16 protein-coding genes are annotated in these 15,805 nt (G+C 71.8%); 9 read left to right on the forward strand and 7 right to left on the reverse strand.

Translation table 11 applies throughout. The features are described 5' to 3' along the window. Positions 1-35: 35 nt before the first annotated feature. Positions 36-452: a Fur family transcriptional regulator gene (locus tag ACZ7M2_RS36830; protein ID WP_352053558.1), complete on the reverse strand. Its 417-nt coding sequence runs from the start codon at positions 450-452 to the stop codon at positions 36-38. A 135-nt stretch (positions 453-587) separates the two neighbouring features. On the opposite strand from ACZ7M2_RS36830, the gene ACZ7M2_RS36835 reads away from it, so the two are divergent. From ACZ7M2_RS36835 to ACZ7M2_RS36845, 3 genes are all read left to right on the forward strand, one after another. Beyond that, the gene (locus ACZ7M2_RS36835; RefSeq protein ID WP_471598980.1) at positions 588-848 is read left to right on the forward strand and encodes a hypothetical protein; all 261 of its coding nucleotides are present in this window, start codon (positions 588-590) and stop codon (positions 846-848) included. Beyond that, on the forward strand, positions 832-3,054 hold the full coding sequence (katG, locus tag ACZ7M2_RS36840) for a catalase/peroxidase HPI (protein ID WP_471598981.1): 2,223 nt from the start codon (positions 832-834) through the stop codon (positions 3,052-3,054). Before ACZ7M2_RS36835 ends, katG begins: the two co-directional genes overlap by 17 nt. A gap of 137 nt (positions 3,055-3,191) precedes the next feature. Next, entirely contained in the window at positions 3,192-4,040 is an 849-nt protein-coding gene (locus ACZ7M2_RS36845; RefSeq protein ID WP_471598982.1) for an alpha/beta fold hydrolase, read from the forward strand. 30 nt (positions 4,041-4,070) lie between these two features. Here the strand turns inward: ACZ7M2_RS36845 and ACZ7M2_RS36850 are convergent, their stop codons facing one another. Beyond that, positions 4,071-4,511: a GNAT family N-acetyltransferase gene (locus tag ACZ7M2_RS36850; RefSeq protein WP_352053562.1), complete on the reverse strand. Its 441-nt coding sequence runs from the start codon at positions 4,509-4,511 to the stop codon at positions 4,071-4,073. 75 nt (positions 4,512-4,586) lie between these two features. Further along, complete coding sequence (locus ACZ7M2_RS36855; protein ID WP_352053563.1) at positions 4,587-4,994, reverse strand: CoA-binding protein; 408 nt, start codon at positions 4,992-4,994, stop codon at positions 4,587-4,589. Between the two features lie 201 nt (positions 4,995-5,195). Here ACZ7M2_RS36855 and ACZ7M2_RS36860 point away from each other — a divergent pair, with 201 nt between their 5' ends. Both ACZ7M2_RS36860 and ACZ7M2_RS36865 read left to right on the forward strand, forming a co-directional pair. After that, positions 5,196-5,861: an SDR family NAD(P)-dependent oxidoreductase gene (locus ACZ7M2_RS36860; RefSeq protein ID WP_471598983.1), complete on the forward strand. Its 666-nt coding sequence runs from the start codon at positions 5,196-5,198 to the stop codon at positions 5,859-5,861. A gap of 84 nt (positions 5,862-5,945) precedes the next feature. Beyond that, positions 5,946-6,464 (forward strand): MarR family winged helix-turn-helix transcriptional regulator, encoded by a 519-nt coding sequence (locus ACZ7M2_RS36865; RefSeq protein ID WP_471598984.1) that lies wholly within the window; start codon positions 5,946-5,948, stop codon positions 6,462-6,464. A 224-nt stretch (positions 6,465-6,688) separates the two neighbouring features. Here the strand turns inward: ACZ7M2_RS36865 and ACZ7M2_RS36870 are convergent, their stop codons facing one another. The 3 genes from ACZ7M2_RS36870 to ACZ7M2_RS36880 all read right to left on the reverse strand — a co-directional run bounded on the left by ACZ7M2_RS36870 (position 6,689) and on the right by ACZ7M2_RS36880 (position 9,830). Beyond that, complete coding sequence (locus tag ACZ7M2_RS36870; RefSeq protein WP_471598985.1) at positions 6,689-7,858, reverse strand: acyl-CoA dehydrogenase family protein; 1,170 nt, start codon at positions 7,856-7,858, stop codon at positions 6,689-6,691. A 2-nt stretch (positions 7,859-7,860) separates the two neighbouring features. After that, positions 7,861-9,036, reverse strand: coding sequence for an acyl-CoA dehydrogenase family protein (locus ACZ7M2_RS36875; protein ID WP_471598986.1), 1,176 nt, complete (start codon positions 9,034-9,036; stop codon positions 7,861-7,863). A 113-nt stretch (positions 9,037-9,149) separates the two neighbouring features. Next, a complete protein-coding gene (locus ACZ7M2_RS36880) occupies positions 9,150-9,830 on the reverse strand; it encodes a response regulator transcription factor (RefSeq protein WP_471598987.1) in 681 nt (226 codons plus the stop codon). A gap of 256 nt (positions 9,831-10,086) precedes the next feature. Between ACZ7M2_RS36880 and ACZ7M2_RS36885 the strand changes: the two genes are divergently transcribed. Next, on the forward strand, positions 10,087-10,767 hold the full coding sequence (locus ACZ7M2_RS36885; RefSeq protein WP_471598988.1) for a hypothetical protein: 681 nt from the start codon (positions 10,087-10,089) through the stop codon (positions 10,765-10,767). Then, a complete protein-coding gene (locus tag ACZ7M2_RS36890) occupies positions 10,764-11,309 on the forward strand; it encodes a SixA phosphatase family protein (RefSeq protein ID WP_471598989.1) in 546 nt (181 codons plus the stop codon). Before ACZ7M2_RS36885 ends, ACZ7M2_RS36890 begins: the two co-directional genes overlap by 4 nt. A 10-nt stretch (positions 11,310-11,319) precedes the next feature. Here the strand turns inward: ACZ7M2_RS36890 and ACZ7M2_RS36895 are convergent, their stop codons facing one another. Then, a complete protein-coding gene (locus ACZ7M2_RS36895; protein WP_471598990.1) occupies positions 11,320-13,311 on the reverse strand; it encodes an APC family permease in 1,992 nt (663 codons plus the stop codon). Between the two features lie 567 nt (positions 13,312-13,878). On the opposite strand from ACZ7M2_RS36895, the gene ACZ7M2_RS36900 reads away from it, so the two are divergent. Continuing rightward, a complete protein-coding gene (locus ACZ7M2_RS36900) occupies positions 13,879-14,505 on the forward strand; it encodes a YigZ family protein (protein ID WP_099924016.1) in 627 nt (208 codons plus the stop codon). Between the two features lie 69 nt (positions 14,506-14,574). Further along, positions 14,575-15,738 carry an exonuclease SbcCD subunit D gene (locus ACZ7M2_RS36905; protein ID WP_471598991.1) on the forward strand — a complete coding sequence of 388 codons (1,164 nt, stop codon included), beginning with the start codon at positions 14,575-14,577 and terminating at the stop codon, positions 15,736-15,738. Positions 15,739-15,805 lie beyond the last annotated feature (67 nt).

The following is a 15,805-nucleotide window of genomic DNA, read 5'->3' on the forward strand; positions in this document are numbered from 1 at the left end:
CTGCGTGCGGTACCCGTCCTCCGCTCGGTGCCGTCCTAGGCGCGGCCGCAGTCGGGGCACAGGCCCCGGTAGGTCACCTCGACATGGGAGACGGTGAAGCCGAACCGCTCGGAGGCGGACAGATCGGACAGGGGGTCGCCGTGGGGGTGGACGTCCCGGACGGCGCCGCAGCCCGAACACACCAGGTGCTGGTGGGGGTGGTGGGCGTTCGGGTCGTAGCGCTTGGCGCGGCCGTCGGTGGCCACCTCGATCACCTCGCCGAGCGAAACGAGCTCGCCGAGGGTGTTGTAGACGGTCGCGCGGGAGATCTCCGGCAACCGGGCGGTGGCGCGTGCGAGCACCTCGTCCGCGGTGAGGTGCACGTGCTCGCCGTCGAGTACCTCGGCGACCACCCGGCGCTGGGCGGTCATCCGCCAGCCGCGTCCGCGAAGTCGTTCGAGCAGGTCACTCATGCTCACCAGCCTCATCATGCATCGTCCGACGAATGAATCCGTACGGGTCTGGTTCTCGTATTGACTTGGACTGGGTCCATCGTAGGATCAGTTCTGGCGACAGCCAAGGGACCGGACAACAGCAGGGAAAGGCACGTGACGTTCAGAAGACGGGTGGAGCTCGCCCACTTCAGTCGCGAGCGCACCCCCGAGCCCGGCAGCCCGACCCGGTTCGAGCGACGCGTCGGCGACTGCCACCACTACGTCATGCGCCGGTCGTACGGTGTCGTCGACGACATCCCCAGGGGGCAGTGCCCCGGCTGTTTCGACTGTTTCGACCGACTGTTCCACCGCCCGCAGTTCCTGAGCACAGTGATCCGCCCCGTCCGGAAGGATTCCCATGTCCGAGAACCATGATGCAATCGTCACCGATGCGAAGTCGGAGGGCGCAGGTGGCTGCCCCGTCGCGCACGGGCGCGCCGCGCATCCGACCCAGGGCGGCGGAAACCGCCAGTGGTGGCCGGAGCGGCTCAACCTGAAGATCCTGGCCAAGAACCCCGCCGTCGCGAACCCCCTCGGTGAGGAGTTCGACTACGCCGAGGCGTTCAAGACCCTGGACCTGGCGGCCGTGAAGCAGGACATCGCCGAGGTGCTGACCACCTCGCAGGACTGGTGGCCGGCCGACTTCGGCAACTACGGCCCGTTCATGATCCGCATGGCCTGGCACAGCGCGGGCACCTACCGCATCAGCGACGGCCGTGGCGGCGCCGGCGCCGGCCAGCAGCGCTTCGCCCCCCTCAACAGCTGGCCGGACAACGGCAACCTCGACAAGGCCCGCCGCCTGCTGTGGCCGGTCAAGAAGAAGTACGGCCAGAGCCTCTCCTGGGCCGACCTCATGATCCTCACCGGCAACGTGGCCCTGGAGCAGATGGGCTTCGAGACCTTCGGCTTCGCCGGCGGCCGCGCGGACGTCTGGGAGTCCGAGGAGGACGTGTACTGGGGCCCCGAGACCACCTGGCTCGACGACCAGCGCTACACCGGCGACCGCGAGCTGGAGAACCCGCTCGGCGCCGTCCAGATGGGCCTCATCTACGTCAACCCCGAGGGCCCCAACGGCAACCCGGACCCGATCGCCGCGGCCCGCGACATCCGTGAGACGTTCCGCCGCATGGCGATGAACGACGAGGAGACGGTCGCCCTCATCGCGGGCGGTCACACCTTCGGCAAGACCCACGGCGCGGGCCCGGCGGAGAGCGTCGGCGCCGACCCCGAGGCCGCCCCGATCGAGGCACAGGGCCTGGGCTGGAAGAGCACGTACGGCACCGGCAAGGGCGCGGACGCCATCACCTCCGGCCTGGAGGTCACCTGGACCACCACGCCCACCCAGTGGAGCAACGGCTTCTTCGACAACCTCTTCGGCTACGAGTGGGAGCTGACCCAGAGCCCCGCCGGCGCCAACCAGTGGAAGCCGAAGGACGGCGCGGGCGAGGGCACCGTCCCGGCCGCCCACGACGCCTCGAAGAAGATCGCCCCGTCGATGCTCACGACGGACCTGTCGCTGCGCCTCGACCCGATCTACGAGCCGATCTCCCGCCGCTTCCACGAGAACCCCGCGGAGTTCGCGGACGCCTTCGCCCGCGCCTGGTACAAGCTGACCCACCGTGACATGGGCCCGAAGTCGCTCTACCTCGGCCCGGAGGTCCCGGAGGAGACCCTGCTGTGGCAGGACCCGCTGCCGGAGGCGGAGGGCGAGGCCATCGGCGCCGACGACGTCACCGCCCTCAAGGCGAAGATCCTCGACTCGGGGCTGACCGTCCCGCAGCTGGTCTCCGCCGCCTGGGCGTCGGCCTCGACGTTCCGCGGCAGCGACAAGCGCGGCGGCGCCAACGGCGCGCGCATCCGCCTCGAGCCGCAGCGCGGCTGGGAGGCCAACGACCCCGACCAGCTCGCGGCGGTGCTGCGCACGCTGGAGGGCATCCAGCGGGAGTTCAACACCGGTGCCAAGAAGGTCTCCCTGGCCGACCTGATCGTGCTCGGCGGCAGCGCCGCCGTCGAGAAGGCCGCCAAGGACGCCGGTCACGACATCGAGGTGCCCTTCACCCCGGGCCGCGTCGACGCGACGGAGGAGCACACCGACGCGGAGTCCTTCGCCGCGCTGGAGCCGACCGCCGACGGGTTCCGCAACTACCTCGGCAAGGGCAACCGCCTCCCGGCTGAGTACCTGCTGCTGGACCGCGCGAACCTGCTGACCCTGAGCGCTCCCGAGCTGACGGTCCTCGTCGGTGGCCTGCGCGTCCTGGGCGCCAACCACCAGCAGTCGGCGCACGGTGTCCTCACCGCGAACCCCGGCACGCTGACCAACGACTTCTACGTCAACCTGCTCGACCTGGGCACGACGTGGACGCCGACGACCGAGGACGCGACCACCTTCGAGGCCCGCGACGACGCCACCGGCGAGGTCAAGTGGACCGGCACCCGTGCCGACCTCGTCTTCGGCTCGAACTCCGAGCTGCGCGCGATCGCCGAGGTCTACGCGGGCGACGACGCCAACGCGAAGTTCGTGAAGGACTTCGTCGCGGCGTGGGACAAGGTCATGAACCTCGACCGGTTCGACCTGGTCTGATGCTCGTCTGATCATCCAGGACAGGACGTCCAGGCCGACCCGTACCGGTCGGCCTGGACGTTTTTGGTCCGGTGACCTCCCCCGGCGCCGCGCAAAAACGCTTGCCCCGAGCGTCCCGTCGTCATGAGGATGACGGAATGCCGATCTTCCCCGCCCCCGACGGGACCGAACTGGCCTACCACGTCACGGGCCAGGGAGAGCCGCTGCTCTGTCTGCCCGGTGGGCCCATGCGTGCCTCCGCCTATCTCGGCGATCTCGGCGGGCTGTCGCGGCACCGTCGGCTGCTCCTGCTGGATCTGCGGGGGACCGGTGACTCCGCCGTCCCGGCCGACCCGGCGACGTACCGCTGCGACCGGCAGGTGGACGACGTCGAGGCCTTCCGGGCGCACCTGGGGTTGGAACGGGTCGATCTCCTCGCCCACTCGGCGGCAGGTGACCTCGCGCTCCTCTACGCGGCCCGGTATCCGGACCGCATCCGCACCCTCACCTCGGTCACCGGGCGCGCCCGGGCCCTCGGTATCGACTTCACCGAGGAGCACCGCAGGGAAGCCGCCGCGCGGCGCGGGGCCGAGCCGTGGTTCGCGGCGGCGTACGACGCCTACGAACGGATCTGGGCGGGCTCGACGGACGATGCCGACTGGGACGCCGTCGCCCCGTTCTTCTACGGCCGCTGGGACGCGACCGCGCAGGCGCACGCCGGGACCGAGGTCGAACAGACCAACGAGGAGGCCGCGGACCTGTACGCGTCCGCGGGTGCCTTCGAACCCGCCGTGGCCCGCGCCGTCGCCGCCACGCTGGACGCCCCGGTCCTGCTGCTCGCGGGTGAACTCGACAGTGGGCCCCTGCCGCGCGTGGCCGCCACCGTGGCGGAGCTGTTCCCCGAGGGGGAGCTGATCGTCCAGCCGGGGGCCGGCCACCATCCGTGGCTCGACGACCCCCGGCGCTTCACGGAAACGGTGACGGCGTTCCTCGACCGGGCGCGGTGACCGGGGCGCGGTCACCGGGGCCGGCCGGGCTCAGGCCAGTCGCAGGTCGACCCACTCGGCCGTTTCGCCCGGCAGCACATACCGCTCGATCTCGACGAACCCGCGCTGCACGGCGAACCGCAGCCCGTCCTCGTTGGACGCCAGTACGACCGTCTCGATCACGTCCGCGCCCAGCGCCCGCGCCTGCTTCAGTCCGCGCTCGTAGAGCTCCTCACCGAACCCCTGCCGACGGTGTGCGGGCAGGACCCGGGCGATCACCGTGGCCGTCGCGCCGCCGTCCTTGGGCGGACGCACGGTCGAGCAGCCCACCAGGACGTCGCCGAGGTACGCGATCTCCAGGTGGTTGCGCCCGGCCCGCTCACGGACCTCGTCGAGCGACAGGGCGGCGGGCGGCACGATGACATTGTGGACGTACTGCCAGTCCTTGAGACCGGCCTCGTCGTCCGACTGCTGAAAGGTGAGTGTGGACACCGGAGCAGCAAACCGATCCCCGCCACCGGCCGTCAACCGGGTTTGCCCCGAACCGACTCGCCGTGCGGACGCCGCTCAGCCGAGGCGCGGGATCTCGATGGCGGGGCAGCGGTCCATGACCATGTCGAGTCCGGCGGCGCGGGTGCGGCCGTACGCGCCCTCGTCGACGACTCCGAGCTGGAACCAGACGGCCTTGGCACCGGCGGCGGCGGCTTCGTCGGCCACGGGCCCCGCGAGGTCGCTGTTGACGAAGACATCGACGACATCGACGTCGAACGGGATCGCGTCCAGCGACGGGTAGCCCTTCTCGCCGTGAACGGTCTCCGCCTTCGGGTGCACGGGGACGATCCGCTTGCCGTAGCGCTGGAGAACGTCGGCGACTCCGTACGCCGCGCGCCCCTCGTTGGACGAGAGGCCCACGATCGCCCAGGTGTCGCCGAGTTCGGTGAGGATCTTGCGGATCGTTGCCGGGTCGCCGTACACGGTCGGCCTCCTGGGTCTGGTGTCAAGGACTGTCATGGGCCCGCTTGGCCTGTTCTGCGTGCTCAGCCGGAGAACAGCATGAGGCACACGGTGATTCCCCGTGGCGTGGGGGCCCTGTCCGTGAGTGACGAGCGGCGGGGGCCTACGGGGGGCATGCTGCCCCTCGTAGGCAGCCCCACCCCCGCGGCCCCAAGGAAGACCATGACCACCATCGCCATCATCGGAGCAGGACCCGGCCTCGGAGTCGCCGTCGCACGGCGGTTCGGCCGCGAGGGGTTCGACGTCGCCCTCATCACCCGCACCACGGACCGGGCGCAGACCCTCTCCGCCGAGTTGGTGGGGGAGGGCCTGACGGCGCGCGGTTTCGCGGCCGACGTACGCGATCCGAAGGCTCTCGAAGCGGCGCTGGACGCGGCGACCGCGACCCTGGGGCCCATCGAGGTCATGCAGTACAGCCCGGTCCCGCAGCGGGAGTTCATGCGGCCGGTCCTGGAAACCACCCCGGCCGACCTCGTGGGACCGATCGAGTTCTCGGTGTACGGCCCCGTCGCCGCCGTGCTCCAGGTGCTGCCCGGCATGCGCGCCCTCGGCCGCGGCACCATCCTGTTCGTCAACGGCGGCACCGCCGCGGTACCCCACCCCGACCGGGCCGGTACGTCCCTCGCCTTCGCCGCCGAGAGCGCCTACGGACACCTGTTGCACGGTGCGCTCGCCGACGAGGGCATCCATGTCGCGCAACTCGTCATCCCCGGCGCGATCAGCCCCGGACATCCCAGGAAGGATCCCGCCGCGCTCGCGGAGGCCCTCTGGAACATCCATCAGGACCGGCACGGCTACCGGCACTTCGCCGACGACCTCGACTCCTGAGAGGCGGGGCCCGAGCAGTCCTCATGACCTTTCGGCCTCACTCGATATTGCTTGACTTATGCAAGTAGACGTTAGAGTCGTCCCATGTCGACACCACCGCCCAGACCAGCAGATCCCGCGCTGACGGACGTGGCCGAGATCGAGCGTGCGCTCACCCGTATCTCGTATCTGACCAGCAGGGTTCGTCAGCATGAGCGCCTCATGGCGCTGGCCGGACTGCCGCTGGACCGGGCCGCCGTGGCGCTGCTGCGACAGGTCGCCGACTCCGGCTCGCTGCGGCCCAGTGAGCTGGCGAATCTGCTGTCCGTCGAGGCGTCCCACGTGACGCGGCAGGTGCAGCAGCTGGAGAAGACCGGCTATCTGACGCGCGTCCCGGACCCGAACGACCGCCGGGCCCAGCGCATCGAACTCACGCCGGCCGGCCGGGACGCGGTCGACCGCGTGCGGGAGGCGAGCTGCCGAGGCATGTCGGTCGCGTTGGCGGACTGGTCGCCGAGAGACCTGGAGCGGCTCGCCACGCTGTGCCATCGGCTGGCCGACGACTTCTTCGCACACGCCGAGGACGAGATCGACCTGCTGCCCGAGGCTCCTCGCAAGGCCTGACGCCGGGGGTGCCGGCCTACGCGGGGGTCACCCGGCTGACGCGGTGGCCGTGTCCCGGCGGACGCGTGGGCCGTTTCTGGCCACAACGCCGTTGCGGTCCTCGGGGCCGGTGTCGCGCTCCTGGGTCCGGCTTCTCGGCGCCGAGGCCCGGTCGAGCCTCGGCGCCGCAGGTCAGGGGCGCCTGCCGTATGTCGCTCACCGCCGCCCCGCAGGACCCCGTACCGTCAGCGGTTCCTGGGCAGCCTGAGGTGGCGCTCCGCGATGATCTCGCGGAGGATCTCGCTGGTCCCGCCGTAGATGGTGCCGACCACCGCCGCCCGGAAGCCCTTCTCGAATCTGCCGCCCGCGGGGGCGCCGGCCGCGTCCGGGGCCAGTACGCCCTCGGGGCCCAGGATGTCGAGGATGTCGCTGGAGTGGCGCTGCGCGGCCTCCGTGGCGAACAACTTCCACATCGACCCCTCGACACCGGGGAGGTCGCCCTTCTGGGCGCGCCACCGGTTGCGCAGGGCGAGCAGGCGGGTGACCTCCTCGTCGACCGCCATCCTGCCGATCCGCTCGGCGGCCAGCGGGTCGTCGAGGACCGTCGTCCCGTCGGGGCGTCGCGCGGTGCGTGCCCAGGCGGCCAGATCCCCGACCAGGGAACCGCCGTCCGAGCCGGGGCTGGACGCGGAGCGTTCGTGGACCAGCGCCACGTGCATGACGCCCCACCCGCCGTCGACCCCGCCGAGGCGTGCGGAATCCGGGACCCGCACGTCGGCGTAGAACGTGGCGTTGGTGCGCTGCCCGCCGAGCGTGTGGATCGGCTGGATGTCGTACCCGGCGCTGTCGGTCGGCACGAGGAACATCGACAGCCCCTTGTGCTTGGGCACGTCCGGACTGGTGCGGGCCAGCACGAACACATGGCTGCACAGCTGGGCGGTGCTGGTGAACATCTTCTGGCCGTTGATGACCCACTCGTCGCCGTCCCGGACCGCGGTGGTCTTCGCCGCGGCGACGTCCGAGCCGGAGTCCGGCTCGCTGTAGCCCAGGGCGATGAGCGTGTCGCCGCGGAGCGCGGCCGGGATGTACTCGCGCTTCTGCTCCTCGGTTCCCACGTGCTCGATGGTGCGCAGCACCATGGAGGTCGTGGACCAGCCGTCGGAGGCGAGCCCTCTGCGGCCGAGTTCGTCGAACACGGCCCGGGCGAAGCCGGGATCGACCCCGCTCCCGCCGTACTCGGGCGCCCAGTCGGCCGCGAGGATCCCGTCGCGCGCGAGCAGGGTGTGCAGCTCGGCGGTCTGATGCGTGCCGGAGCGGCGCTGTTCCTCCCCCCACTCCGGTCGCACATGGGCCTCGACCCAAGCGCAGGCCGCCTCGCGGTGCGAGGCCAGTTCGTCGAATTCGCGGAAGTCCATCGTCAGCCCGCCCTCTCTGCCGGTGCCGGTGCCGGTGCCGGTGCCTGGGTCTGGGCCTGTGCCTGTCCCTGGTCCTGTGTCGCGCCGAAGACGCGGTGCGCGAGCCGCGCGTACGCCGCGCGGGAGTCGCCCGCGACGAGTGACCAGGCCTTGGCCCGCCGGAAGTAGAGCTGGATGTCGTACTCCAGCGTGTAGCCGTATCCGCCGTGGAAGTGCAGGACCTCCGACGCCGTCTTGTGGGCGGTCTCCGCGGCGAACAGAAAGGCCATGGTCGCCGAGGTGTCGGCCGTGGGCAGGTTCTCGTCCTGGGCCCAGGCAGCCTCGTAGGCCAGCAGACGGGCACCGTCGAGGGCGATCGCGTTGTCGGCCAGGCGGTGCTGGATGGTCTGGAACGTGCCGATGAGCACGCCGAACGCCTTGCGTTGCATCACGTAGTCGACGCCGATGTCGAGGGCCTTCGAGCCGAGGCCGAAGAGCGCCGCGCCGGTCAGCAGTTCCCACCGGCTCAGGGCGCGGCGATAGGCGCGGACGGCGGCCGGTCCGCGCGCCAGCACCAGGGCGTGTTCCGTGTCGATGGGGCAGTCGGCGAGCGGAAGTGCCCCGAGATTGTGGACGGCCCCGCCCGGCGCGGCGGGGCCGCGGTCCGGCTGCCGGAGCAGGAGGAGTTCGTCACCCCGCAGGACGGCCACGAGATCGGCCACCGCGCCCGCCGGCACCAGCCGCGCGAGGTCGCCCGTCGCCGGGCGCAGCGCCAGGGTCGCCAGGAGCTCGCCCGCGACGGCGCGCGCGGTGAGGGATTCCACACGGGCATCCGGCGCGCCGGCCGACGACGAGCCCCCGCCGGGCAGCGGCGAACCTCCGTCGGACAGCGATGCGATGTCGGACAGCGATGCGATGAGGTCGTTCGCCACCGCCGCCTCGATCAGGGGCACCGGAGCCAGGGAGCGCCCGAGGCACTCCGCCGCGATGGCCAGTTCCACGAAACCGGCACCGCCGCCACCGAGGTGCTCGGGTACGGCGATCGCGGCGAGCCCCAGGTCGACGACCTTCCGCCACAGCGCCGCGTCGAACCCGAGTGGCTCCGCCGCCCGTACGGCCGCGGTGGACGACTCCTTCTCGAAGAACGTGCGCAACGTGTCGCGAAGCGCACTCTGGTCGTCCGTGAAGTCCAGGTCCACGAGTCGTGCCCCCTAGTGAGTGACATAAGTCACATTCTCCAATTCTGGCATACGGCATTCTCACCCACGGTGGGGCGCTGTGGCCAGGGGGACGACGTGCGGGCCGGGCTCGCTCACTCCGGGGGGCGTGAGATCTGTACGAGTCCGAACCGGTAGGCGATGACGACCAGTTGAGCCCGGTCGCGGGCGTGGAGTTTGGTCATGGCGCGGTGCACATGGGTGCGGACGGTCAGCGGGCTGACGACGAGTTCCTCGGCGATCTCGTCGTTGGACCTTCCCTCGGCCGCCAGCGCGGTCACCTCTCGCTCGCGAGCGGTGAGAGCCGCCAGCCGTCCGGGAAGCGCCGGTTGGGCACCGGGTGCGGGGGACGCGAGGAACCGGGTGACCAGGGTGCGTGTGGCCCGGGGGGAGAGGAGCGCGTCGCCCGCCGCCACGGTGCGGATGCCGCTCAGGAGTTCGTCCGCGGTGACGTCCTTGCCGAGGAAGCCGCTGGCTCCGGCACGCAGGGACCGGGCCACGTCCTCGTCGGTCTCGAACGTCGTGAGGATGAGGACGCGGGTGGTGGCGAGGCCGGGGTCGGCGCAGATGGTGGCGGTGGCGGTGAGCCCGTCGGCCCCCGGCATACGGATGTCCATGAGGACGACGTCGGGGCGGTGGGTACGCGCGAGTGAGACCGCTGCCCGGCCGTCGGCGGCCTCGTCGACCACTTCCATGTCGGAGCAGGAGTCGATCAGGATGCGGAACGTCGCCCGCAACAGGGCTTGGTCGTCGGCGAGCAGGACACGGATGGTCATGGGGATGCGGTCCTCTTCCGGGCCGAAGAAGGGTGAGGAGGGTTGATCTCGACGGGCTGTTGTCCGTCGGGATCAACCCTCGCGTCCCCCGGCCGCGCCCACGAGAGAGCGATCTCCCGAACCCCTGGTGCAGTGGGCTACACCTCCCGGGGTGGAACCACCCACCTCCCGTACGCGGGACGGCAGGGGAAGCCCGCGTGTCCGGAATGGGTCCGACCTCCCTGCGCCCGGGCTCCCGCCCGCCTACGCTCGCTCCGTGCTGCGTATCACCGACGCCCGAACGGGCGAGCCCATCGACGCCGTCCCTGCCCGCCGGAGCCTGACCCGCGTCGAGGCGCACGTGGAGCGGGACGATCTGTCCGCCCTACGCGTGCTGCTGGTCGCCGACGTGCTCGCCAGGACCCTGGAACTCGGTGGGACCCCCGTCGTCACGGTGGCCGACCCGCCCCCGGAACTCCGGGCGCGCGCCGACGCGCTCGGCATCCGCCGGGCCGAGGGCGACCGGAGCGGTGCGGGCCCGGCCCTGCATGTGCTCGCGCCCGACGCCACCACCGTGGAGGGCATCCGCATCGAGGTCGGCCCGGTGCACGGCACGGCCGACCCGGCGCTGCTGAGGATGGTCCTGCTCGCGGCCCCGCGCCGACAGTCCGTCGACCTCGCTGCCGCCGACCTCGACGGCGCCCGCGAGACGCTGGCGCGCTGGCGCAAGTCCGTCGCGACCTGGGCCACCCGGCCGTCCAAGCCCGTCCCCGAGCGCGTACGCCAGGAACTGCGCGCCGCGTGGGAGGACGACCTCGACGTACCCGCCGTACTCGAGGTGCTGCGGCGCGTCGAGCACGCGGACGACGTGCCGGACGGCGCCCGCTTCGAGACGTACGCCTACGCGGACCGTCTCCTCGGGCTCGAACTCACGCGTGACATCGGGGCGCAGCGGTGATCGCGCGCGCCGGAGCGGGCCCGCTGCGCAGACTCGTCGTCCTGCGGCACGCCAAGTCGGCATGGCCCACGGGTGTCGCCGATCACGAGCGGCCCCTCGCCCCGCGCGGCCGCCGCGACGCCCCGGCCGCCGGACGCGCCCTCGCCGAGTCGGACTGTCTGCCGGACCTCGCCCTGTGCTCCACCGCCGTACGCGCCCGCCAGACCTGGGAGTTGGCGGCCCGGCAGTGGGGCACCCCGCCGCCCGTACGGTTCGACCGGCGGCTGTACGGCGCCGAGGTACCGGAGTTGCTGGCGGCCCTGCACGAAGTCCCCGACCAGATCAGGACGTTGCTGCTGATCGGGCACAACCCCGGAGTGGAGGAACTCGTGCTCGAACTGGCCGGGGACAGTCTCGATGACGCGTTGGACGACGTACGGACGAAGTTCCCGACCTCCGCGACGGCGGTCCTCGCCTGGCACGGGGACTCCTGGGACGCGCTCGCCCCGGGCACGGCGCTGCTGACGGGCGTGACCGTGCCGCGGGGCAAGAAGAAGGACTGAGGAGACAGAGCTAGCCCACGTGGATCCGGGGCCTGCGCTCGGGGTCCGGCTCGGCGCGCCGGAGCACTTCGCGGGTGACCGGGGCGACCTCGCCGTCGCCGAAGACGAGGAAGCGGACCAGGTGGCTGAGGGGGTTGCCCTCGGTCCAGTTGAAGTAGGCGTGCGGGACCTGGCCGGTGCGGTCGCGCAGCCGCATCATGACGGCCGCGATGGTGTTGGGCACGGTCGCGCCCTCGACGCGCAGCCTGCGCACCCCGTGCTTCTCGTCGCCGTGCACGGCCAGGTCGGCGGTGAAGTCCGAGGAGTCGGTCACGAACACCTCCAGGAACAGCACGGGACGGCCGTCCGGGATGTGCGTCTGCTCGCGCTGGCTGTACTCCTTGGCGCGGTACTCCCGGGTGCTGTGCTCGTGCGGCTCGTTCGCGATCAGCCGCAGCGGTCCGCTCGCCGCGGCCTCGTCGACGAAACGGGCCGCGGCCTCGTCGAACGTCACCTCGGCGGCGCGCAGTTCGAAGGCGCGGCGCACCCGCGAGGCGAACGAGGTGATCAGGATCGCCAGGATGAAGATCAGCGCGATCTTGATGCCGTCGGGGCGTTCGATGACGTTGGTGACCAGGGTGTAGCCGAAGACCGCGGTGATCGCGCCGAAGCCGATCGCGGCGGCGCGGTGGCCCCGCTGGTGCACGGCGACCGCCGAGGCGAAGGACGCGGAGAGCATCAGGACCAGCACACCGGTCGCGTACGCGCCGCTCTGGTCGTCGACGTTCGCGTTGAACCACAGGGTGATGAGGACCGCGGCCGCCATGAAGACGAGCACGAGGGGGCGGACGGCGCGCGTCCACTCGGGGGCCATGCCGTAACGCGGCAGGTAGCGCGGGACGAGGTTGAGGAGACCGGCGAGCGCGGAGGCACCCGCGAACCAGAGGATCGCGATGGTCGAGAGGTCGTAGACCGTGCCGAACGCCTCGCCCAGGTGCTGGTGGGCCAGGTAGGCGAGGGCGCGGCCGTTCGCCGAACCGCCGCTCTTGAACTCGTCCTGCGGGATCAGGATCGTTGTCGCCAGGCTGGACAGCAGCAGGAAACAGCTCATGATCACGGCGGCCGTGGTGAGCAGCCTGCGGGTCTCGCGGATCCGGCCCGTCGGCTTCTCGTACGTGTCCGTCGGGTCACCCTCGACCTGTGGCATCACCGCCACGCCCGTCTCGAAGCCGGACATGCCGAGCGCCAGCTTCGGGAAGACGAGGAGCGCCACGCCGATCATGGCGAGCGGCGAGGAGTGTGCGGCCGTCATCGCGTCGGTCCAGTCGCCGATCTTCACCGGGTGGCTGAGCACCTGCCAGGCGGAGACGGCCAGAACGACGACATTGAGGGTGAGATAGGTGGCCACGAGCGCCACCGCGATCCCGATGGCCTCCTTGAAGCCCTTCAGGAAGACCGCGCCGAGCGCGGCTATGAGGAGGAGGGTGATCCAGGTGTTCCCACCGTGCATCCAGTGCGGAGCGAAAGGATTCTCCACGACGTGTGCGGAGGCGTCCGCTCCGGACAGGGTGATCGTGATCAGGAAGTCGGTGGCCGCGAAGCCGAGCAGCACCAGGACGAAGATCTTCCCGGCCCACCAGGGCAGCAGCCGCTCCAGCATCGCGATCGAACCCTCGCCGTGCGGGCTCTCCTTGGCGACGCGACGGTAGACCGGCAGCGCGCCGAGCAGGGTGAGCCCGATCAGGACGAGGGTCGCGAGCGGGGAGAGCAGTCCGGCAGCGAGGGCCGCGATACCCGGCTGGTAGCCCAGTGTGGAGAAGTAGTCGACGCCGGTGAGGCACATCACCCGCCACCATTTGTGGCCCTGGTGCTCGGCGTCCGGGGTGGCGTGCGGGCCGGGGTGCTTGGCCGACTGCTCGCTGAGTCCCTCCAGAAGCCACGCCCGCCAGCGCGGCGCGGCTGCGGAGGGCTCCCGTTCGAGGGGCTCCGCGGAGTCCGAACTGTCCACCTGGGTGCCGGTCATGCTGCGATCTCCCTGCGATCGGTCGGGCCGGCGATCCGGCTTCGGGCAACGAGGAGCGAGTATCCACCACCCCGCCCCTCGCACCTGAGCCGGGTCCGGACGTCCGGAGGGGCCCCGCGGAGACCGGGGCGGCGACGGGCATCGGCCGCGGGGTGACACGGGTTGTCCGCGAGGCGACCGGGGCCGTCGTGCTGTCGCCGGGGCGATGGCGTGGGGCTCGGGGCGCCTCCACGGGGGCCTTGTGCGCCCGGAGGAGCGTGGTGCCCTCGCCGGAGGTGATCACCGGCGGACCCGCCGCCGCGGCCGGGTGCGGTGCTCGGCGGAGCCACGGCGCGCGGCCGGCCCGCCGCGGTCGCGGTCTCGGAGCCGCCGGGTGCGCGGTCACCGGGGCCGTCCGCGCCGGAAACCGGCCGCGCCGCGAGCGGTCGAGCGCGCCGCGACCTCCGCGCGTCGGAGCGCGCCCCCTCGCCGGGTCTGCCAGATTCCCGGACCGCGCCGCACACGCGTGTGCGGCGCGGTCCGGGTCCGCCGTGCCGCACGCGCGCGACAAGCGCATACGCTGGCGTGATGCAGGACGAGTACCGCACAGTGGCCCACGCGGGCGTGCACGAGACCGAGGTCAACCGCTCCCGCTTCCTGTGCGCTCTCGCCCCGGCGGCCACCGAGCAGGAGGCCCAGGAGTTCATCGCGGGCGTCCGCAAGGAGCACGCCGACGCCACGCACAACTGCTACGCCTACGTCATCGGAGCCGACGCCGCCGTCCAGAAGGCGAGCGACGACGGCGAACCCGGCGGCACCGCCGGCGTGCCCATGCTCCAGATGCTGCTGCGCCGCGACATGCGGTACGTCGTCGCCGTCGTCACCCGCTACTACGGTGGGGTCAAGCTCGGCGCGGGCGGACTGATCAGGGCGTACGGAGGCTCGGTGGGCGAGGCACTGGACGCCCTCGGCACACTCACGCGCAAACGCTTCCGGCTGGCCACGGTCACGGTCGACCACCAGCGGGCCGGCAGGATTCAGAACGACCTGCGGTCCACCGGGCGCGAGGTCCGTGACGTCCGGTACGGCGAGGCCGTCACGATCGAGATCGGACTGCCGGACACCGACGTCGAGCCCTTCCGGGCGTGGCTCGCCGATGCGACGGCCGGGACGGCCGGGTTCGAACTGGGTGGAGAGGCGTACGGGGACGCATAGGCGGGCGGCGCGGACCGATACGGGAGTAGCCGCCCGTGATGTCCGACCCGCCCGTTAGTCTCGGGGATCATGAGGATTCTGCACACGTCCGACTGGCATCTCGGCCGGGCCTTCCACCGGGTGAACATGCTCGATGCCCAGGCCGGGTTCATCGGTCACCTCGTCGCGACCGTGCGTGAGCACGACGTCGACGCGGTGGTCGTGTCCGGGGACGTGTACGACCGGGCGGTGCCGCCGCTGGCCGCCGTCGAGCTCTTCGACGACGCGCTGCACCGGCTCGCCGACCTCGGAGTGCCCACGGTGATGGTCTCCGGGAACCACGACTCGGCGCGCCGGCTCGGCGTCGGCGCCGGGCTCATAGGCCGCGCGGGCATCCATCTGCGGACCGAGCCCTCCGCCTGCGGCACGCCGGTGCTGCTCGCCGACGACCACGGCGACGTGGCCTTCTACGGACTGCCCTATCTCGAACCGGCCCTGGTCAAGGCCGAGTTCGGTGTCGAGAAGGCGGGGCACGAGACCGTCCTCGCCGCCGCCATGGACCGGGTCCGCGCCGACCTCGCCACGCGCGCGCCGGGCACCCGTTCCGTGGTCCTCGCCCACGCCTTCGTCACCGGCGGGGCGGCCAGCGACAGTGAGCGGGACATCACCGTGGGCGGGGTCGCCGCCGTACCCGCCGGGGTCTTCGACGGCGTCGACTACACCGCGCTGGGCCATCTGCACGGCAGCCAGACCATCACCGAGCGCGTGCGTTACTCCGGTTCCCCGCTGCCGTACTCCTTCTCGGAGGTCGACCACCGCAAGGGCATGTGGCTGGTGGACCTGGGGCCGGAGGGATTCGTGGGCGCGGAGCGGGTCGACTGTCCCGTTCCCCGGAAGCTCGCCCGGGTCCGGGGGCGCCTGGAAGACCTGCTCGCCGATCCGCGGCTGGCGCGCCACGAGGAGGCGTGGGTCGAGGCGACCCTCACCGACCCGGTCCGCCCCACGGAGCCCATGGCCCGGCTGACCGAGCGCTTCCCGCACACGCTCAGCCTCGTCTTCGAACCGGAGCGGGCCCCCGAGGACCCGGACGTCTCCTACGCCCGGCGGCTCGCGGGCCGCAGCGAGCAGGAGATCGCGGAGGACTTCGTGGCCCATGTGCGCGGCGCGGGCCCCGACGCCGACGAACAGGCCGTACTGAGAGACGCGTTCGACGCCGTCCGCGCCGATGAGTCCGTCCGGGAGGTCGCCCGGTGACCCCACGTACGCACGACACAGGAGACGCGCCGCGAGACGCGCAGGACCCGCTGGACCCGAAGGAGGC

Source organism: Streptomyces sp. NPDC111507, from assembly GCF_055638955.1.